Below are 20,992 nucleotides of genomic sequence, written 5' to 3' on the forward strand. Positions count from 1 at the left end.
CAAGCTCAAATCTGTGACATCCGCTTGATGATTTAGCTTGATTCATCACATGTGAACATCTGCTGAAAATAGCAACAAAGTAAGCAATGATTATCCCCTAGAGAGGAGTGATTCTTTGCTTTCGGTACAAAAATAATTGTTAAATCCAGATAAAAGACAGTCTTCGCACTTAAAATTCAAGAGCACTTCGAAGATTATTGATATAGGATTGACTCACTGGCAATTCACTTCCATCGGTTAATGTAATAATAAAATTTGATGTTAGATCTCGGGCCATTTTTTTTATGAAATGTATATTTACAATATAGGATCTATGAATACGAATAAAGTATGGTGGCAACCTTAATTGCAGCTCTTTTAGTGTAATCCCCGTTTTAAACTGTTCTTTATCTACATAAAACCAAGTTTTTTTCTGCAGACTTTCTATATGAGATATTTTACTTATTGCTACTGGATTCCACTCCTCCTCTTGTTTCCCCGTTAAAAATTGGAATGGCTCTGCTTTTTTCATAGTGAATGTGGATGGTAAGATAACAACTAATGCAGCTGGCTTATCTTGAATGGATATGGGATAGCCAATGCCATAATAGGGCGTATTGAATAAAGAATTATCTAATATGGCATCTGTTTTTTTGTGAGTGCGTAACACTTGCTCTGCAATACTCCCAGGCATTACTTGTTGACCTATCTTTAACTGAATATCTTGATGACCTGAGTGAAAATAAATATAAGAATGTTCAACAGCAATTGCAATGGATGAATTCGCTGGAACCCAGTCCTGCAACATTAAAATATACTGTTGTGAAATATCATTTCCAAAAGATTTTAACTCATTGTTCATTGTGAATATCCCCCTTGTTTGTAAACAGTCTTCCAAATTTTATCGCTCAAAAAAGTAGTTTCATCCCGAAAAAATGGTCTTTTATCCAAAAATAATGAAAATTCAAACACTCTGTTATATATTAATTTACAACAAATAAACCTGTTATGGAACAGTTAATTTAAAAGTTTTTTAACAGAGTATATTGTACACAAAGGGGAAGGTGGAATTTCAATATGTCAACTCGTCAAGAAAGAATCGAAGCTTTAGAAAAACAATGGGCTGAAAACCCACGCTGGGCTGGTATTGAACGCACATATTCAGCTGAAGAGGTTGTTAAATTACAGGGCACTGTGATAATTGAACAAACATTGGCGCAAAAAGGTGCTACTCGACTTTGGAATTCGTTACGTGAAGAACCATTTATTAATGCATTGGGGGCATTAACAGGTAATCAGGCGGTACAACAAGTAAAGGCTGGATTAAAGGCTATCTATCTATCAGGCTGGCAAGTGGCTGCGGATGCAAATCTTTCTGGTCAAATGTATCCTGACCAATCGTTATATCCTGCTAACTCTGTACCAGCAGTAGTAAAAAGAATCAACCAAGCACTTCAACGTGCCGATCAAATTGATCATGCTGAAGGACGTGTCGATCAATTTGACTGGTTTGCACCAATCGTAGCAGATGCTGAAGCAGGTTTTGGTGGTCCTCTAAACGTATTTGAGCTTGTAAAAGGCATGATTGAAGCTGGTGCAGCTGGTGTGCACTTAGAAGATCAATTAGCTTCAGAAAAGAAATGTGGACATCTAGGCGGTAAAGTTTTACTGCCAACGCAAAACGCTGTTCGTAACTTAGTGGCTGCTCGTTTAGCAACAGACGTTATGGGCGTAGATACAATTTTAATTGCGCGTACAGATGCCGATGCTGCGGATATGGTTACTTCAGATATTGATCCACGTGATGCGGAGTTCATAACTGGTGAACGTACACCTGAAGGTTTCTTCCGTACAAAAGCAGGTATTAAACAAGCAATTGCTCGTGGTTTAGCTTACGCACCATATGCAGACTTAATTTGGTGTGAAACTTCTAAACCATCACTAGAAGAAGCTCGTGAATTTGCTGAGGCCATTCATGCAGAGTTCCCTGGTAAAATGCTTGCATACAACTGTTCACCATCATTCAACTGGAAAGCAAACCTTTCAGAAGAGGAAATTGCAGAGTATCAACGTGAGCTTGGTAAGCTAGGTTATAAATTCCAGTTTGTAACATTAGCAGGTTTCCATGCACTAAACCACTCTATGTTTGAGCTTGCACACGATTATAAAGATAATGGTATGGCTGCATATTCTAAGCTGCAACAAGCTGAGTTTGCTTCAGAATCAAAAGGCTATACAGCTACACGCCACCAACGTGAGGTAGGTACTGGATACTTTGATGAAATTTCTCAAGTTATCTCTGGAGGTACTTCTTCTACAACGGCAATGGCAGGTTCAACTGAAACTGAACAGTTTGTATAAGTCTTGATTGAATTACGTGTTTTCCTAAATTCATAATCATAGAGTAGTCTCCTCCGCTCCTCCTAAGGCGGAGGATGACGAAACTAAAATAGCAAAGGTGGGTAAACAACTAATGGAACAGGCAACGACAGGTAAGCTTAAAATTGTTGGAGAACAAAACGAGCAAACGAAGGAAGTTTTAACACCTGAAGCTCTTGAGTTTGTTCTTGCCTTGCATAAAAATTTTGATGCTCGTCGTAAGGAGCTGTTGAACGCTCGCCAGGAAAGACAAAATCGTCTTGATACAGGAGAGAAACTGGATTTCTTACCAGAGACTAAAGGTATTCGTGAAGGTGATTGGACAATTGCACCACTTCCAAAGGACTTGCAAGATCGCCGTGTCGAGATTACAGGTCCTGTTGATCGAAAAATGGTGATTAATGCTTTAAACTCTGGTGCAAAAATGTTTATGGCTTGCTTTGAGGATGCATCCTCTCCAACGTGGGAAAATATGATTGGTGGTCAAATTAATATGCGTGATGCTATTAATAAGACGATTGAGTTTACGCAAGCCTCCAATGGTAAAACGTATACATTAAATACTGAAACAGCAGTGCTGTTAGTTCGACCGCGAGGCTTACATCTGCTTGAGAAGCATGTGCTTGTTGATGGAGAGCCGATCTCAGGGAGTTTCTTTGATTTTGGGTTATATCTATTCCATAATGCGAAAAATGCACTAGCACAAGGTACTGGGCCATACTTCTATTTACCGAAGCTTGAAAGTCATTTAGAGGCTCGTCTATGGAATGATATCTTTGTGTTTGCCCAAGATTATATTGGCATCCCACAAGGGACTATAAAAGCTACTGTTTTGATTGAAACGATTTTAGCAGCGTTTGAGATGGATGAAATTTTATATGAGCTACGTGAACATTCAGCTGGTCTGAATTGTGGCCGTTGGGATTATATTTTCAGTTATATTAAACGTCTTCGCAATCAAGCTGACGTTATTTTACCAGATCGTGGCCAAGTAACGATGACTGTACCTTTCATGAAGGCTTATACGTCTTTATGTATACAGACATGTCATAAGCGAAATGCACCAGCAATGGGCGGTATGGCCGCACAAATTCCTGTTAAAAATGATGATGAGGCGAATGCGGTGGCATTTGCAAAGGTTGCAGAAGATAAACGTCGTGAGGCAACAGAGGGACATGATGGTACTTGGGTAGCACATCCAGGTATGGTGGCAACTGCAATGGAGCAATTTGATGCTATTATGACAACTCCTAACCAAATTCATAAAAAACGCGAAGATGTACATGTAAAGGCAGAAGATTTAGTAGCTGTACCAGAAGGGACAATTACGCTTGAAGGTCTTCGTATTAACTGCAGTGTTGGTGTACAGTATATTGCTTCATGGCTTCGTGGTAACGGTGCTGCACCTATAAATAACTTGATGGAGGATGCTGCAACAGCAGAAATCTCTCGAACACAAGTATGGCAATGGATTCGTCATCCTAAAGGTATTTTAGATGATGGACGTGGCATTACGTTAGCGTTTGTCTTAGAGATATTGGAAGAAGAGCTTGTGAAAATTAAAGAGGCTGTTGGGGAACAAGCCTATAACAGTGGTCGCTATGAAGAAGCTGCTGAACTGTTTAAATCTTTAATTGAGCAAGATGAGTTCGCGGAATTCTTGACACTTCCAGGGTATGAAAAATTAGCATAAGATAAAATCTACTATTAACATATTCAACTTTCCTAATTCTACTAACATAACGTGACGGGGTCTGTTCCCCCGTTAAATGAAAGAGATAAGCATGATCGAATTAAAAGGGGTCTAAATAAAAGTTAAGAGGTTTTAAGGGGGAAAAGATGTCTTATTAGCTTAGATGGGGAGCTGTAGGGCATCTTTTTTGAAATAAATCCGCGTAGCTGCTGCAGCAGTTTACGCGGATTTTTTTCCGTCTTAGTTTACAATGGCTAGTACGAAGCCGTCATACCCCTTCACACCAACTGTTTGTATAGCTGTTGCTTCAATTCTAGGTTCCTCTTTTAGTAAATCTATAAATTGCTGTACGCCTCTGACACGTTCATCTTCACTAATTTCATCAGTTACCGCACCATTACGAACTACATTATCCGCGATGATGATGGCGCCTGGATGAGCTAGTTTTAACGCCCACTTCAAGTAAGCGGGGTTATTAGGCTTATCGGCATCAATAAAAATAAAGTCAAATAAATGGCCTGCTTTTTTCAAGTTTGGTAATGAATCTAAGGCGTTTCCTAAAATGATCTCAACCTGTTCCTTATAGCCAGCCCTCTCTATATTTTGTTGAGCGACTAAGGCATACTCTTCATTAATTTCTAAAGTCACTACTTTCCCTTCTTTAGGAAGAGCCTGCGCTAAGCAAATACTGCTATAGCCACCAAGTGTGCCAATTTCTAAAATAGTTGCTGCTCCTTTTATTTTAGCTAGTAAATATAATAGTTTCCCTTGAGTAGGGGATACATCTATCTCTGGAATACCTGCTTCTTTATTAGCCTGTAGTACAGCATCAAGGTGTTCGTTTTCTGGTAGAAGCTTATCCATAAAATAGTCATCTACATTTTTCCAAACATTTAACTCTGTCATGATACAGTCCTCATTTCCCTATATTTTAAAGTGCAAGCTTGCCAATAAAGTGTATGATAGAATAAATCATAATAAAAATATATTATTATTATTTATACATAACTTTATATTATGAATAGGGGTGAAATCATCAACAGTCATAGCTTAAAATTATTTTATCAGGTTGCTACTACAGGTAGCTTCACTAAAGCTGCAGAGATCTTGTGTATTAGCCAACCTGCCGTTTCAAGTCAAATGAAGCGATTTGAACATGAACTAGGAGTCCAATTATTTAAGCAACAAGGGCGTGGTGTAGTACTAACAGAAGTTGGTGAAGCTCTAGCAGAGAAAGCTCAAAATTTTATTGCTCTTGAACAGCATATTGAAACATTTATCGAAAATTACCGTTTGGCGAAAGCAGGGAATTTACATATTGTGGCTACCTATCTGCCTGCCAATTTTTTAATTCCAAAATGGGCAGCTACTTTCAAGGCTGCAAATGAACAGGTGGATTTAATGATTACAACAACCAATACGAAGGACGCTTTTGAACAACTAATAAACTATAAGGCGGATATTGCGATATATGGTGGAGGAATGTCTGAAAGGCCGAAAGAAATCGAGTGGGATGAATTATATGAGGATGAGTTATGGTTTGTTGTGTCTCCAAATCATCGCTTTGCATATCAATCCATTACATTGGTTGAAATGTTTCAGGAGCCTTTTATTATGAGGGAAGAAGGGAGCTCGATGAGAGAGCATCTGTTTTCGTTATGTCAAACATACCAAGTGAAACCACCGAAAATTGCCCTCCAATTTAATGGCATCAATGAAACAATTCGCTCGGTCATGGCAGGCTATGGTGCAAACTTTATTTCTTCCCTTGCAGTTCGAGAGTATGTAGAGAGTGGCCAATTGGCAAGGGTTTATGTAAAGGATATACATGCTATTAAACATAAAATCGCTATTTGTACGAGAAATAACGAGAAACAAAATATGCTTGTGCAAAAATTTATTGAAACAATTAGAAATTCCCCAATTTAATAAGCTTGTATCTCATGCATTATTGCAGTAAATTTGTTATACTAGTTATATAACAAATTTGGAGCTGATAAACATGTTTATTCAAATAGAGCCACAATCAGACGTACCGATCTATGAGCAGGTGACACGTCAAATTATTGAAGGTATTGCAAGAGGCGAAATGAAACCAGGCGATACCCTACCATCTGTGCGAGGGTTAGCTGCTGATTTAGGTGTGAATATGCATACTGTTAATAAGAGCTATCATGAATTAGAAGCGAAAGGAATTATTGTTATTCGACCGAAATCAGGAGCTATTATTAGTTCAACTGAGGAGAGAGCTTTGTCACCTGAGCAGCTACGACAAATCGAAAAGAATTTAAAGCCTGTTGTAGCAGAAGGAATGGTGCTCGGCGCAACAGTAGAACAAATTGAGCACATGATGAAAAAGGTATTCGCTGATTTGCAAATTCCAGCAGAGGGAGTGTAGCAAGATGCTACTGGGTGTTTTTACAACAATCTACATCATGACATTAGCTATGCAAATGATGGTTCCTTATATTGTAAGGGAGACTATTGTTTTTGGGGTTACTGTACCTGATCAGCATATTAAGCATCTCGCATTAGCTAAGCTGAAAAAACAGTATGTTCAATTGGTAGGAGGCTCAGGCATAGTATTTCTAATCATTATGTTGATGTGCTACAATCGTCTAGCTTCTTCTGAATCCACTCAAAGTATCGTTTTACTAAGCTGTTTGTTTAGTATGCTTACCGTAAGTATGGTGCTGTACTGGATAAATCATCACAAGGTATCAACGTTGAAAAGGCAGGAGCAGTGGGGCGTAAATATTAAACAAGTACGAGCGGTTGATTTAACTGCTCGAAGCCGTGATGCAATGATTCCTTGGACATTTTTTGCTGTGCCTATAGGGATAGCGGTGTTTTTAATCATTTACACATTGCTCCATTACGACCTAATGCCAAATGATATAGCTGTACATTGGGGACCAAGTGGAGAAGCAGATGCTTGGAGAAACAAGACTTATTTTACGGCTATTTCGCTGCCGCTTGTTATGCTAATGATGCAATGTATGATGTGGGGAATTACTGATTCTATTAAACGTTCTGCTATTAAATTAGCTGTAAACCGCAAAGCTGAATCGTTGGAAGATCAGCTAAAGACTCGAAAATACATGAGTTGGAAAATATTGCTGATGAGCTATGCCTTAACCATTCTATTAACGGTTTTACAACTAAGCAATATTTATCCTTCCATGATTGTTGGCTATAAGCTATTACCAGTATTTATTTTATTTCTAGCTGTTGTGTTAGGTTCACTATTTATTTATATTTTGAAAAAGCGTAAACATAGAGTGCGTTATGAAGATAATGTTGATTCACAGGTAATGGATGTAGATGAAGATCGTTATTGGAAAGGCGGCTTAATTTATATGAATCGACAGGACCCTTCCGTTTTTGTAGAGAAACGTTTTGGAGTAGGTTGGACCATGAACCTTGCAAATCCAAGAGGTTATATTGTTATTGGTTTGCCTTTTCTTTTATTACTGTTGATTTCCATATTCTCGTTATAAAATAATAGTAATTTGTGATGAAAAATTCGTTCCATATGAGCGAGTTTTTTTCTTATTGATTGGAGGTAGGCAGATGCAAATTCTTGTTGTCGATGACGATGCTCATATTTTACAGCTAGTTACTATTTATCTCACAAGGGAAGGCTATCAGGTACTATGTGCAGAAAATGCACAGCAGGCATTAGCCTTACTAGAAGGGAATCTGCCTGATTTAGCTGTTGTCGATGTGATGATGCCGGGGATGGATGGTTTTACATTAACCGAGACTTTAACGCAAGATTATGACATTCCTGTTTTATTATTAACAGCGAAAGGCGAGCTTGAGGATAAAGAGCGTGGCTTTTTAGCAGGATCAGATGATTATGTTGTAAAGCCTTTTGAGCCAAAGGAATTATTGTTTCGTATAGCAGCTATTTTACGGAGATTGGATAAGAAAAATCAAGTAACTTTCCAAGTAGGCAAATTAGTGATTGATCGTCGAAGCTTTGAAGTTGTCATAGGAGAGGATACACTTATATTACCTTTAAAGGAATTTGAACTACTTGCTTTATTGGCATCACGCCCTCACCAAGTATTTACGCGAAGCTATATTATGGAGCAAGTATGGGGCTATGACTATGAAGGAGACGAACAGACGTTGAATACTCATGTGAAGCGAATTCGTGAAAGATTAAATCGCTATGACACGGCTGTTGAAATCACAACCGTAAGAGGTGTTGGCTATAAGCTAGAGGAGACAACATGAAAACTTTATACAGTAAATTTGTTGTGACGACGATGCTAGTGATGATTGGTAGCCTATGTATTGGTTTTTTAGCAACGAATACGTATTATCATCAAGTGGTAAAAGAAAAGAATGATGCAAAAAACGTAAACATAGCAAAGGATATCGTTCATTATATTGAAACAGCGAAGCCAGAGGATTTAAATAATTATTTGAAGACACTGGGTGAAATTGGCTATCAAATATATGTAACATCAGGCGAGGAAGGGTATTTTTTTGGTGGAGACTATCGTGATAAAACATTGTCAGCATCTGTTGTTGACCACGTTTTACAAGGAGAAACCTATCATGGTATGCGAGACTTCCCTAAAGAAACCTTTGTGACAGGATTTTTCGCTAATGAATTGATTAATACAGTTGGTGTGCCATTTACGTATGAAAACAAGCCATATGCATTATTTATAAGACCTGATATTCGCTTATTATTTTCGGAAGTGCATACGATACTTGCAGGGTTAATGTTGGTTATGACAGTACTGAGTTTACTAGCAATGCTATTGTTTGCTAAAGCATTAATTCGTCCGATTACAAAGCTAACGGCGGCAACTCAACAGCTTGCGCATGAAAAGTTTGATACGGTGTTAGATATTGATAGTGCAGATGAAATTGGTCAATTAGCTGTAAGCTTTAATAGGATGACCGAGAAATTACAAGAAAATGATCGTATACGAAAGGAATTTATTAGTAATGTATCGCATGATTTTCAGTCGCCTTTGTTAAATATTCAAGGCTATGTTGACCTCCTGAAAAATCCGCTGCTGACTGAGCAGGAAAGACAGGAGTATGCAGCGATCATCGAGTTGGAAACAAAGCGCTTATCTACATTAACCAAGCAATTATTATTACTAACATCTCTCGACCAATCGACAAGAATCGTAAAACGTGAGCCGTACCGATTAGACGAACAATTGAGGGAGACTGTGCGAAAATATCGCTGGCAAATAGAAGAGGCACAGCTTCAAATAGCCTACAAGCTAGAGCCAATTAGTTATGCTGGTGATGCAGGACTTTTACAAAATGTGTGGGATAATTTGCTGACGAATGCTATTAAATATAATGTAGAGGGTGGACAAATACATCTACAATTACAGAAAAAATCTACTTCACTTGAAATCCTTGTGGAGGACAATGGGATGGGGATGACGACAGATCAATTAGCCAAAGTATATGACCGCTTTTATCGCGCAGATGCTTCCAGGACAAAGCAAGGAACAGGTCTAGGACTAGCAATTGTCAAACAGATTGTAGAGCTACACGGAGGTACTATTCAGATGGAAAGTACGATGCATGTCGGTACAAAGGTTTATATTCATTTACCAGTCTTGTCATAAGGAGTTCATGTAAAGTTCATGTTCACACGTTAAACTGCTACTTAGTTGAAACAAGCTTAGGGGGAGTTTTCGTATGGAACAGAAGTGGAGTATACGTCTTATTCGATTAGCGGCTATTTTTGCTTTCATCGGTACGTATTTAGGTTCACATATGTCAGGATCAGGTAGTTATGAATATAGACCAATCCATGCACATATTTTACTTGTCGGCTGGCTAAGTATGTTTGCATGGGGCATTTTTTATCGAGCCTTCAAAGTGAAATCACAAAAATTAGTAGCCATTCACGGTTGGACAGCTATTCTTGGTGTTTTGGGTTTAACAGTTGGCATGTGGTTTTACAATATAAATCCATTTAATTTTGGTAGTACATTTACATTAATCTTCTTTATTGTAGGTGGAACTACGCTATTAATCAGCTTTGCCTTATTTATTATAGTAACATTCATGATTCATCAACAAGACTATATAAAAAGTTAATCCATTACGCATTTCTAGCGCGCAGATAAACAATGTATCCAAAATTTTTCGATTTTGCCTGTAAAAATCTGTTGAGAAAAAATATTCATCTCCCACTATAGAAAAAGGAGATGAATGCCGAAACAAGAGAAAAACCTACCGTATCACAATTCATGATACGGTAGGTTTTAAACTGTCTATTTAATATTTTCAAGCGATTTTTTCAGCCATTTTTCAGCCTCTTGATAATCTTGTGCAACCCCATGCCCTTTTTTGTAGAGCATACCAAGCTGAAATTGAGCCTTTTGATGCCCTTGATTAGCAGCCAATCGATAAAGCTGGGCTGCCTTTGCAAAATCTTTCGGTACACCCTGTCCATGAATGTGCATTTGAGCTAGTTGATATTGTGCCTTTATATGCCCTTGTGACGTTGCTTGTTCAATCCATTTAGCTGCCTCCGTGTAATCCTGTTTAACACCTTTCCCTTTATCAAATAAATTACCAAGTTGATATTGAGCACCTGCATGGCCCTGAATAGCAGCTAGTCGATAACATCTTCGTGCTTCTTCAAGATCCATAGCAACTCCTAATCCCTGCTCATACAGTAAGCCTAATTGATACTCCGCTTGAATATGTGACTGATCTGTTGCGGCTCGCCACCATTTTACAGCCTCTGTATAGTTTATAGGTACATCAACTCCTGATGTCAGTAATAGACCAAGCTCATACTGAGCATCAGCATAGCCTTTGTTAGCAGCAACTTTAAAGTATGACATAGCTTTAGCAGGCTGTTTTTGCTGATAGACATAAAGCCGACCTAGCTCGAAGCCGGCGCTAATATGCCCATTGTCAGCTGCTCGTAGAAGCCATTTTTCTGCTGAAACAAGATCCTGTTCTTTTTCATACAGTAAGCCGAGACAGTACTGTGCATTTAAATGTCCTTTATATGCTGCTAGCTTGAACCATTTTAAGGCTTCTAGATGATCCTTCGTCATTCCTTGTCCCGTATTGTAGAGCATAGCCAATTGAAACTCTGCGTTCACATGGTCTTGTAAAGCAGCCATATGAAACCATCTCGCCGCTTCTTCAAGGTTTTGAACAATACCACGACCTTTAAGGTACATATAGCCGAGATTATACTGTGCACTGGCATCGCCCGCTAAGGCAGCCATTTCGAAATAAGCGATGGCCTCTGCGTAGCTTTGCTCGACACCTGTGCCATTATGATAAAGGAAGCCTAAATTGTTTTGAGCACTTGTATTGCCTTGGTTGGCTGCTAAAGTATACCATTTAGCCGCTTCATGAAAGTTTTGCGAAAGGCCTAGACCTTGATTATAAAGGACACCTAAATTATATTGCGCATCTGCATTTCCGAGATCTGCCGCAATTTGATAATGGTGCGCGGCTTCCTTATAATCTTGTCCAACCCCATGCCCTAAATGAAAGAGTACGCCTAGACTATAGTGGGCATTTGCGTCATTTTGTGCGGCAGCTCGTTCATACCATACTTTCGCAAGTTTATAGTCCCTTTTCACCCCTCGCCCGTGATTGTAAAGAGTTCCTAAATTATATTGTGCACTGGCATCACCGTTTTGCGCTGCCCTTTCAAACCATTTGGCTGCATGTGTATAAGCCTCTGGCGATTGATTGTGCTGGAGTATGTTCTTATCCAATATGGTTGGAAGCTCTGTAGTGTGAGGAGTTAGACTTGCTGACTTGAAACTACGATCATAGCGTTTCATAAACCATTCCACAATATCGCTAAGATAATCCAAAACAATTTTTGCCGCTTTGGCTTCCACAATGTCGTTACTATTATGACTTGTCATTTTATGAACTAAATTCATTAATAAATAAATCCGACGAGGGTGAATTTGCGCTACAAAACTTCGATTATTTAATAGTGTACGGATATTTTTCGTTTTAGGTTCAGTATGCATTTCCAGCCGATAAATCTCATAAAGAATTTCTTCCAATACAAAAAGAGATTTTTGTAAAGATGTAGCTGGGTTTGAAATAGCGAGCAAACTTGCATCCTGTAGGTTTTTTGCTAATTTTGTGAAGGACAGCTGCGTTAATTTCTGACATTGTTCTTCAAGAATTTCGTAATGCATAACAATCACCCTCACCTCTTTCATCAATGATGCCTCGGCATCATTGCGTCTAATTTTCTTCGAGCCAGTTGAAAGCCCCTCTTCTAAATCTCTTTGTACATATATCGGAGAAAAATCTATATTATTGATAAGTTTTAATGGGATTCATCAGTTGAATTGTTGCTGTGACATGATACTATTTGATATAAGGGAAATTCGTAGCTACGGAGAGCCCGTCAGCCTATAGGTGGGGGATCGAAATGAAAAATATTGCAGCTATTATTCCAGCATATAATCCACAACAATCACTCATTACCTATGTACATCAATTATTAGCAACGACCATTACACAAATTGTCATTGTCAATGATGGGAGTGATCAAAGATATAAAGATATTTTTGAAGATTTAAATAAAATTGATCGTTGTCAAGTATTGCAGCATGATCGCAATATTGGAAAAGGTGGTGCATTGAAGACAGCCTTTGCATTTATCCGAGAGCAAAAAGGAAAGTGTCATGGTGTCCTTACAGTGGGGGCACATGGGCAGCATGCACTGCAAGATGTTAAGCTTGTCTTAACGATGACAAAGGTGTTTTCAGAAGGTATTGTGCTAGGGGTACGTAATTTCCATTCTGCCGATAGTTCATTTCTTTCTTATTGGGGAAATCGTGCAACAAGCCTATTTTTTGAGTTACTGTATCATCGAAAATTAATGGATACACAAACGGGTTTGCGATATATATCGATAAATGAGTTGCCTTGGCTGATGAAGGTGAAAGGCGAACGCTATGATTATGATACAAATATGCTAGTTGCGGCACTGAAAAGAAAGTGTCCAATTTTTGAGGTAGAGATTGGGCAATTACGTTTAAAGAAAAATACAATTATCCAGTACGATGAAATAACCAATGCAAGCACTATAATCACAAGAATGCTGATGAATTATTTAAAACCAAGGAATGGCTAGGTTTAAATTTGAAATAATGAGCTAGGATAAAGAATAACGATTACTCATGAGGACGTAGCGAGTATAGAAAGAAGGAGCAATGTTTATGGAATATTCAGATCAAGTGAAAAATCGTGTGAAACGGATGGAAGGCCAGCTACGTGGTATTTTGAAGATGATGGAGGAAGGTAAGGACTGTAAGGCAGTCATTACACAGCTATCGGCTGTACGCTCTGCTGTAGATCGTACAGTTGGTGTTATTGTCAGTACAAACTTATTAGAATGTGTCCAAAATGCTGAAGGTGATGACGAAAAAATGAATGAAGCCATTCAGGAAGCCGTTAATTTGGTTGTGAAAAGTAGATAATTACCTCGATTTTCGGAACAAAAAATAGTAGCTGAATCCAAATAAAACTCACTATAAATGGGGTGAGTTTTATTTTTTTGCAAAAAAATAGTTATATTCGAGAATTATATTTAGTTTTTAGGTATTTTATATCATGTAAGTGTTGATATATTTTTAGATGAAAGTCTTAGTTAGTGAACTTGTATGATAGCTTAGTAGGTACTTTCTTTGTTATGCTAAATAGTAACAAAAGATTCAAAGGGAAGGTGATTAGTGATGAAAAAATGGTTGTTATGTGGAGCAACTTTATTGATGTTAAGCCCAACTGCTGCCTATGCAAAACAAACAGAAATTACTTCCCCAATTTATCCTGTGGTAGCTAACTCAACAGTAGTTACTTGGGATCAATTGACAAAAGAGCTTGCTAAGCAAATGCGAAATTTCGAGACGGAAATAAAATTTACGTATACAGGCCCGATGGGTGATTTCAAAAAAGAAATGATGGATGCATTTGAAAAGGCTAAACAACAAGCTGTTTATGCAAGTGGACATTTCGAAAGTATGACGGTTTCTGCAGATTCTCTCGGAAATGTAACGTATAAAGTGAAGTATCTGACGAATCAAACACAAGAAGTAGCTGTACAAAAAAAGATTAATCAAATACTGAAAAATATTATCAAACCTTCTATGACAGAGTTCCAAAAAGTAAAGGCTATTAACGATTATATTGTATCGAATACGATGTATGGAACAAAAACAAAGGCAAGCCCACATAGTGCCTATGCTTTATTTTTTGAAGGACAAGCTGTGTGTCAAGGTTATGCATTAGCTGCACAAGCCTTGTTAGAGCAATCTGGGATAGAGACAAAATATGTTATAGGTTTTGTGAATGGGAACGAGGCACATGCTTGGAATTTAGTAAAGGTAGATGGAAAATGGTATCATTTAGATACAACATGGAATGATCCTTTGCCAAATCGTGTTGGTGCTGCTTCATATGACTATTTTTTAGTGACGGACAGTCAGCTTAACAAAGATCACACTTGGGTTAAAGCCGATTATCCTACTGCTACAAGCACAAAATACAGTTATATGCACAATGTTCATTTTGCGTATCAGTTAAATAATGCTGTTTATTTTAGCAATACGGCAGATAACGATAAACTGTATAAGCTGGATATGACTAGTGGGAAAAAGACAAAAGTATTAGATAAACGAGCATTGTATATTACTGGAACTAATGATTATCTATACTATAGTGATTACAGTAACGGTGGGTATTTGACAAAGCTGAATTTGAAAACATTAAAAGCTGAAGTGCTAGTTAAGCAGCCAGTAACGAATTTAAAGATCAATGACAATGATTTGCTGTATACTATGAATACTAAAGAATATAAACTTAAAATTAATTAAGTCAACAAACAAATATTAACAAGCACAATTGGACCCTTAAGTGAGTTCTTTGTGCTTTTTTTGTATATAATGAAAAGAAGACGGTTGGAGGTGAGGAATTTGTGGAAGAAATTAGCTATTATTGCCATTATTATTATTTTTATTGATCCCATTTATATGGCTGGTAAGGCAGTCGTTCAGCAGGTGCTGGATTGGACAAATAATGACGAAATAGAAACAATGCTTCTTTCAACAAAGGAGAAAATCGTAGATGTTACTGCTAGACTTTCAGACGATGCCTCCATAGAAACAGCCATACCTATAGAAGATATACATGAAGCGGAGGTAGCACCTAAAGCGCCGCCAATTCAGAAACCAGAAACGAAGCTAGTCGTGACAAATGCCAAAGAGATGGCTGATGCCATGTATGCATATTATAGTAGTTTTTCACCGAAGTTTGAAATTCAATATAAAGGTAATACACAACGAATTGAACAAATTGTGGAAGAGGCCTACAACAATGCTATTGAACGAGATGATTATGTTTATGGTCATGTTAGTAAGCATTCAATTCGTTATGAATATGGGCGAAATAAGGCAACTATTTTTGGAGAGCAGAGCTATTTAATGACGCCAGAACAGGCTGCCTTTGTCGAGATGAATGTCCAAGAAATCATCAACAAAATCAGTAAAGACTCTATGACAGAAGTAGAAAAGGTACGAGCAGTCAATGACTATATTGTCGCTAATACTGCCTATACAGATCAAACAAATTCTAGTCCACATAGTGCCTATACCGTACTTGCCGAGCATGGGGGAGTATGTCAGGGCTATGCTTTACTAGCTCACTCGATGCTTCAAAAACTGGGAATTGAAACAAAATATATCGTGGGCTATGTCGGCAAAGAGGGACATGCGTGGAATTTGGTCAAGCTGGATGGACAGTGGTATCACCTTGATACGACATGGAATGATCCAGTACCAGATCGCAAAGGTGCCATTCGTTACCAATACTTTTTAGTAGACGATCGTACAATGGCGAAAGATCACACGTGGATTGCTGAGGATTATCCAAAGGCAACAAGCACAATGTATAGTTATTATCATGATATAGACTTCCCAGCACAGGCTGGCGATCAATTATATTTTAGTAATATCTCTGATGACAATAAGTTGTATGTGCTTGATATAAAGACAGGTAAAATAAAGCGTGTCACAAATACTCGTGCACAATACATCGTTTACTCGGATGGGTGGCTATACTTTAGTAATTACTCTCGGGGGGCGTATTTAACAAAAATTCGTCCAGACGGTAGTGGAGAACAGGTACTAAATAGGGAAGATACAAAGGATATATTTGTTAAGGATGGCTTCCTCTATTTCACAACGAATGAATTGAAGAGAATGGCTCTCTAATTTAACATAAAAAAGGTGATGTCAACGGCACAAACAGCCATGTTGAAAGGCGGGGGGGAATTTCCGTTCTGCCAGCGTCCTTCCCAGGGGGCAGTTCACTAAATCCATGTGGCAAAGGTGTCTTTTCCTTCTCTTTTATACTAGCCGTAGCGATCAAAATATTTGTATAATTAGAGAAAGGATAGGCTCTTATTTTCAATGTGGAGAAGTGATTAGTTACACACCTCTCAATAAATAAGTAGTGAACACCTTCACTTTACTTAGGAATTTTTTCTAAAAAGATAATCTTTTGTGAGGTGGAGCGGAAGGCTACTCGATTCCCGCGAGACTGGCGAGCCTCTAAACACGAAGCGGCTCGGCGCTAGCCTACGGGAAAGCAAGTAGCCTGCAACGGAAATCCATCTTCAGCTTTCACAAAATAGATGGTTTTGTTTTTTTACACTATGAAAAGGGCAATGACTTATAAATAGTCATATGCCCTTTTTGTACGTTCAATCAAATAAGTAATAGGCTGATGCTGACAAAGTTTAATATCAATTTGTGGATATAGTAAGGTGATTTCCTCCGTAAAAGTCTTTAAAATGAGTGGATTATGCTTGATGGCACCACCATTACAATAAAGTGTAAATGGTCCATTCTGATAGCCCATTTTTTTCAATACAGCGCTTGCTAGAAGAACTAATTCGTAGGCAGCCTGTAGTGATATTTGCATGGCGCAAGCATCTTCTTGCTCGACTGCCTTTGCTACAAATGAGCTCATCTTGGCCAGCTGTGCATTCGTATAGGATGGATGGAATAACCATTCCGCAAGCTCTGTTACATCCTGTATATTTAAAAAATGATAGACGGCTTCTTTTAAGATTGTTGGTTCACCACGACCATCCTCCATTTTAAATACAGCTCTTACTACTTCCTGCCCTAGCCAATATCCACTTCCCTCATCACCAGCTCGATGTCCCCAACCTCCTGCACGTACAATTCGTTGCCCGTCATAGGCATAGGCGATGGCTCCTGTTCCGGCAATGAGTAATGCACCAGCCTGTCCAGCAGTCACACCAAGTAGTGTAGCTTCTGCATCATTTTCAATAATTAGCGTCTTGATTTGTAGCTGTGTGGCCTTTAGGGCATTTTGAACAATGGCCGTTACTGTGGCATGATCCTTAGGAGAATCAATGCCAGCTAACGCAAAGGTAGCTACAGCAATTTGAGAATGGGGGTACTTTTGCAAAAATGTTTGTACATTTGCTAAAAGTCCTTGTAATCTTGCTGTAGCTGATTCGACACCAATGGCTTGATAATTCGAGCCTTGCATTGTTGTAGAATAGTGAATGTCACCAGATTCAGCATGAACGACCGCACATGCTGTTTTTGTTGCTCCACCGTCAATAATCAATAACCAATCCTTCATTGATTCCATTCCTCAAGAAAGGCTGTTAATTCCTTTTCCGCTTGTATAATAGAATTTTCCTTTAAGCGGACCCATTCATAAAGGTTTTGAGCATTCATTTTTGAACGTTCGAGCGCTGCTTTCATTGTGGCTGGAGCTGGGCCACCTAGCAATGTTCGCACACCAACAAAAGATTCTGGCTTTAATGTTTTATAAAAGTCTTCTTCTGAAATAGCTAATTCCTTTCCCGTAATCAATTTAGATTGTGTATTGGCAAGGCCCCATGTAAGGCTTGCTAGTGATTCTTCGCCATGGGCAAGTAGAACTTTAATACATTTGCTAACAATACTATGTGCTTGGCGGAATGAAATCCCCTCTGAACGCACTAATGTATCTGCAAGCTCTGTAACATTGGCAAAGCTATTCTCTGCACGGTTTCTTAATTTCTTTTTATTAACATCCATTGTGACAACAAGAGAACCAAATAACTTGTAAATCCCATTTAAACGGTCAATGGCACGCCATAAATAGGGCTGCATATCATCTTCAGTGTCGACGATATCTCCGAACGGTGTATTATGTACCATTTGTAATACTGTACTTGCATCTCCAACAACCGCAGATAGTAATGAACGTGTATGCTCTACGGAAACAGGGTTACGTTTTTGAGGCATTATGGAACTTATCTGGACATATGGACTTGCGAGTGTGAATGCATTAAATTCCTGGGTAGCCCATAATAAAAAATCTTGAGATGTACGGCCGAGATTGAGTGCAGCCAGCTGTACAATACTTGCCGCTTCAGCAATATAATCTGCGCCTGCAACAGCATCCCACGCATTTTCGATAATATCATCAAATGCCAGTAGATCACGCATCCGTTCTCTACTAATATTAAAGCCTGTCGTTGTTAAGGCAGCCGCCCCCATACTACTGCGATTGACAGTTTTATAGACATGCTGCATCCGCTCAAAATCACGCTCAAGCTGGTCAATAACAGCTTTTAAATAATGGGCAAAGGTTGTGGGCTGAGCCTGCTGTGTATGCGTGTAGCCAATCATGATGGTATCTATATGTTCCTCTGCAGCCGCGATTAAGTCATCACGTAATGTTAGTAACTCGTTCATTAATAATAATAGTTTTTTCCTTAAGGTCATACGATAGATGGCGATCCCCATATCATTCCTACTTCTGCCAATGTGAAGATTTCCTGCAACATCACCAGCAAGCTCGATTAGTTTATTTTCAATGCGGAAAAATAAATCCTCATATTGGGGACTGTAATCCTCTAAACGATAATAATTTAAATCTATTTTTTTTAGAGCTATCCCAATTTGTTTCGCTTCATCTTTTTTTACGAGTCCTTGTTCTTCTAACATTTTTAAATGAGCAATATTAATTTGTAGCATGATTGTTAAAAAATTTTTCTTCGCCTCATCATAAGCTGGCTGTAAGACAATTTTCCGATAGATGTTAGAAGGGAATATCATCCCATCTTCCCGCTGCGTTTTGTTGCGAAAATCTTCAAACATTGTAATGGCCCCCTAATAGATTGGCAGCTAGATGGCTGTACCAGCACTGCCTTTTGATAGTTTTTCAGAAATAATAAGAACAACTAAAATTAAGCAAATTTGTAAGACACCATAAGCACAGGCGGTCCCAAATTTAAATGCATATAATTTTTGGAATATCGCTACAGACAATGGAATAGTGGATGTACTGTATATTAGAATGGATGCAACAAACTCACCAAAGCTTTGCACGAGAGCTAAGAGTGTCCCTGCTAAAATTCCGGTGAATGTTAACGGTACGACAATCCGTCTAAATGTATACCACCAATTGGCGCCTAAGCCACGTGAAGCCTCTTCAATCGATTGATCTAGTTGTACAAGAGAGGCGGAAGTAGATCGAAAAACAAGTGGTAAATGTCGAATAAAATACGCTAATGGCAAAATCCAAAATGTACCGATCAATACTTGATTGAAACTAAAAATACTTTCTGTACTAAAGGCAGCGATTAAATTAACCGCTACAACAGTACCAGGTAAAGCCCAAGGTACCATAATCAAAATATCGAGCAATGTTTTCCCTTTAAAGTTTAACCGAACCATAGCATAAGCAGCAGCGACACCAAAAATGATATTGCCGATTGTTGCTATGACACCCATTTGAATGGAATTCCAAATAGGCCGCCATGTACGCTCATCAGTAAAAAGAGCAATATAATGATCGATCGTATAGTCGGTCGGGAGAATTTGCGTTTTCCAAGCACCATCAACAGAAAAAGATATCAATATCAAAACTAATATCGGCAATATTAATATGAATGTCCCAACAAAGGATGCGATTGTTGCCATAACTTTAATTTTTTTAGAGGATACCTCGGAACGATGAACACTGATACCCTTACTGAGATTTTGATAATTTCGCTGATTCTGATACCAACGCATGATGATTAAAAAGGTAATAGATACAAAGGATAAAATCATCGACTGTGTTGCAGCCATCTCAAGATTGCCATTTGTACGTGATAAATATATTTGCATCGTCATGGTGCGCTCTACACCAAACATTAAAGGTGCTGTATAGGAAGCCATTGAGATCATAAACACTAATAAGGACGAGGCGACAATGGAAGGTGTCAGCATTGGTAGAATAACCTTTGTCCATACGCGAATACGCCCTGCACCTAGACTGGTTGCAGCCTCTTCTAAAGCAGGATCGAGCCCCTTAATAGCAGCTGAAGCTGTTAAGTAGAAGTACGTATACATCGTGAAGGTATGAACGACGATAACTCCCCAAATGCCTTTCAATGCAAACGGTACATGGTCTAATCCGAATAGATGCTGAAAGATTCGAGGGAAAATACCGCTATCGCCATATAAAAATGAAAAAGAAAGTACACCCACTAGAGGAGGAAGTGCCATAGGAACTAATACTAAAATAGACAGTGTACGCCTTCCTGGGAAATTATAGCGCTCCAGTAAAAAGGCCATCGTAACCCCAACGACTGCACAGCAAATAACACTGATGATCGAAATATAAATACTGGTCCATAAAGCCTCTAAGTTTGCTGGGCTCGCCAGATCAAAAAATTTTTTATAGTGAAAGAAAGCCTCATCACCAGCAAAGCTTTGGATAAATGTTTGATAGAAGGGGTAAACCACATAGGCGAACAATACTAAAAATAATGGCGATATTAAAATATAAACAAACCAATTGGATTGAAAAATTCGTGTCCACGCGCTTTCCTGAGAGGCATTGACAGACTGTTTTCCCATATTGGCT

Annotated in this window: 18 protein-coding genes; 12 read left to right on the forward strand and 6 right to left on the reverse strand. The window is 38.5% G+C overall.

From position 1 onward, the window contains the following. Positions 1 to 169: 169 nt before the first annotated feature. Positions 170 to 841, reverse strand: a complete 672-nt coding sequence (locus NV349_RS00630; protein ID WP_271912039.1) for a LytTR family DNA-binding domain-containing protein — start codon at positions 839 to 841, stop codon at positions 170 to 172. Positions 842 to 1,056: 215 nt separating this feature from the next. Here NV349_RS00630 and aceA point away from each other — a divergent pair, with 215 nt between their 5' ends. Together aceA and aceB are read left to right on the forward strand one after the other, a co-directional pair. After that, positions 1,057 to 2,340: an isocitrate lyase gene (gene aceA, locus NV349_RS00635; protein WP_036122155.1), complete on the forward strand. Its 1,284-nt coding sequence runs from the start codon at positions 1,057 to 1,059 to the stop codon at positions 2,338 to 2,340. A gap of 112 nt (positions 2,341 to 2,452) precedes the next feature. Next, positions 2,453 to 4,051 carry a malate synthase A gene (gene aceB / locus NV349_RS00640; RefSeq protein WP_271912042.1) on the forward strand — a complete coding sequence of 533 codons (1,599 nt, stop codon included), beginning with the start codon at positions 2,453 to 2,455 and terminating at the stop codon, positions 4,049 to 4,051. Positions 4,052 to 4,291: 240 nt separating this feature from the next. Here aceB and NV349_RS00645 read toward each other — a convergent pair whose 3' ends face one another. Continuing rightward, positions 4,292 to 4,957: an O-methyltransferase gene (locus tag NV349_RS00645; protein ID WP_058843783.1), complete on the reverse strand. Its 666-nt coding sequence runs from the start codon at positions 4,955 to 4,957 to the stop codon at positions 4,292 to 4,294. A 129-nt stretch (positions 4,958 to 5,086) separates the two neighbouring features. Here NV349_RS00645 and NV349_RS00650 point away from each other — a divergent pair, with 129 nt between their 5' ends. The 6 genes from NV349_RS00650 (at position 5,087) to NV349_RS00675 (ending at position 10,144) form a co-directional block, all read left to right on the forward strand. Continuing rightward, on the forward strand, positions 5,087 to 5,980 hold the full coding sequence (locus NV349_RS00650) for a LysR family transcriptional regulator (RefSeq protein WP_271913509.1): 894 nt from the start codon (positions 5,087 to 5,089) through the stop codon (positions 5,978 to 5,980). 73 nt (positions 5,981 to 6,053) lie between these two features. Beyond that, the gene (locus tag NV349_RS00655; protein ID WP_036126599.1) at positions 6,054 to 6,449 is read left to right on the forward strand and encodes a GntR family transcriptional regulator; all 396 of its coding nucleotides are present in this window, start codon (positions 6,054 to 6,056) and stop codon (positions 6,447 to 6,449) included. Positions 6,450 to 6,453: 4 nt separating this feature from the next. Further along, on the forward strand, positions 6,454 to 7,551 hold the full coding sequence (locus tag NV349_RS00660; protein ID WP_271912044.1) for a DUF1648 domain-containing protein: 1,098 nt from the start codon (positions 6,454 to 6,456) through the stop codon (positions 7,549 to 7,551). A 73-nt stretch (positions 7,552 to 7,624) separates the two neighbouring features. After that, the gene (locus tag NV349_RS00665) at positions 7,625 to 8,296 is read left to right on the forward strand and encodes a response regulator transcription factor (RefSeq protein ID WP_089933926.1); all 672 of its coding nucleotides are present in this window, start codon (positions 7,625 to 7,627) and stop codon (positions 8,294 to 8,296) included. Continuing rightward, positions 8,293 to 9,666 carry a HAMP domain-containing sensor histidine kinase gene (locus tag NV349_RS00670; RefSeq protein WP_271912048.1) on the forward strand — a complete coding sequence of 458 codons (1,374 nt, stop codon included), beginning with the start codon at positions 8,293 to 8,295 and terminating at the stop codon, positions 9,664 to 9,666. Before NV349_RS00665 ends, NV349_RS00670 begins: the two co-directional genes overlap by 4 nt. 73 nt (positions 9,667 to 9,739) lie before the next feature. Further along, positions 9,740 to 10,144, forward strand: coding sequence for a hypothetical protein (locus NV349_RS00675; protein ID WP_058843779.1), 405 nt, complete (start codon positions 9,740 to 9,742; stop codon positions 10,142 to 10,144). 176 nt (positions 10,145 to 10,320) lie between these two features. On the opposite strand, the gene NV349_RS00680 is transcribed toward NV349_RS00675, so the two are convergent. Continuing rightward, complete coding sequence (locus NV349_RS00680) at positions 10,321 to 12,237, reverse strand: SEL1-like repeat protein (RefSeq protein WP_271912050.1); 1,917 nt, start codon at positions 12,235 to 12,237, stop codon at positions 10,321 to 10,323. Positions 12,238 to 12,476: 239 nt separating this feature from the next. Here NV349_RS00680 and NV349_RS00685 point away from each other — a divergent pair, with 239 nt between their 5' ends. The 4 genes from NV349_RS00685 to NV349_RS00700 all read left to right on the forward strand — a co-directional run bounded on the left by NV349_RS00685 (position 12,477) and on the right by NV349_RS00700 (position 16,317). Then, positions 12,477 to 13,184, forward strand: a complete 708-nt coding sequence (locus NV349_RS00685) for a glycosyltransferase family 2 protein (protein ID WP_058843778.1) — start codon at positions 12,477 to 12,479, stop codon at positions 13,182 to 13,184. Positions 13,185 to 13,269: 85 nt separating this feature from the next. After that, positions 13,270 to 13,530, forward strand: coding sequence for a metal-sensitive transcriptional regulator (locus NV349_RS00690; RefSeq protein WP_036125888.1), 261 nt, complete (start codon positions 13,270 to 13,272; stop codon positions 13,528 to 13,530). A gap of 255 nt (positions 13,531 to 13,785) precedes the next feature. After that, positions 13,786 to 14,922 (forward strand): transglutaminase domain-containing protein, encoded by a 1,137-nt coding sequence (locus NV349_RS00695; protein ID WP_271912053.1) that lies wholly within the window; start codon positions 13,786 to 13,788, stop codon positions 14,920 to 14,922. A 90-nt stretch (positions 14,923 to 15,012) separates the two neighbouring features. After that, positions 15,013 to 16,317, forward strand: coding sequence for a transglutaminase domain-containing protein (locus tag NV349_RS00700; RefSeq protein ID WP_271912054.1), 1,305 nt, complete (start codon positions 15,013 to 15,015; stop codon positions 16,315 to 16,317). Between the two features lie 460 nt (positions 16,318 to 16,777). Here the strand turns inward: NV349_RS00700 and NV349_RS00705 are convergent, their stop codons facing one another. The 3 genes from NV349_RS00705 to NV349_RS00715 are packed head-to-tail and all read right to left on the reverse strand — an operon-like array spanning position 16,778 to position 20,985. Then, on the reverse strand, positions 16,778 to 17,725 hold the full coding sequence (locus NV349_RS00705) for an N-acetylglucosamine kinase (protein ID WP_058843775.1): 948 nt from the start codon (positions 17,723 to 17,725) through the stop codon (positions 16,778 to 16,780). Beyond that, positions 17,722 to 19,236, reverse strand: a complete 1,515-nt coding sequence (gene argH / locus NV349_RS00710) for an argininosuccinate lyase (protein ID WP_058843774.1) — start codon at positions 19,234 to 19,236, stop codon at positions 17,722 to 17,724. The genes NV349_RS00705 and argH overlap by 4 nt, the downstream gene beginning before the upstream one ends. 27 nt (positions 19,237 to 19,263) lie before the next feature. Further along, a complete protein-coding gene (locus NV349_RS00715) occupies positions 19,264 to 20,985 on the reverse strand; it encodes an ABC transporter permease (protein ID WP_058843773.1) in 1,722 nt (573 codons plus the stop codon). Positions 20,986 to 20,992: the final 7 nt, after the last annotated feature.

This window comes from Lysinibacillus sp. OF-1, from assembly GCF_028356935.1.
Lineage (GTDB): Bacteria > Bacillota > Bacilli > Bacillales_A > Planococcaceae > Lysinibacillus > Lysinibacillus fusiformis_D.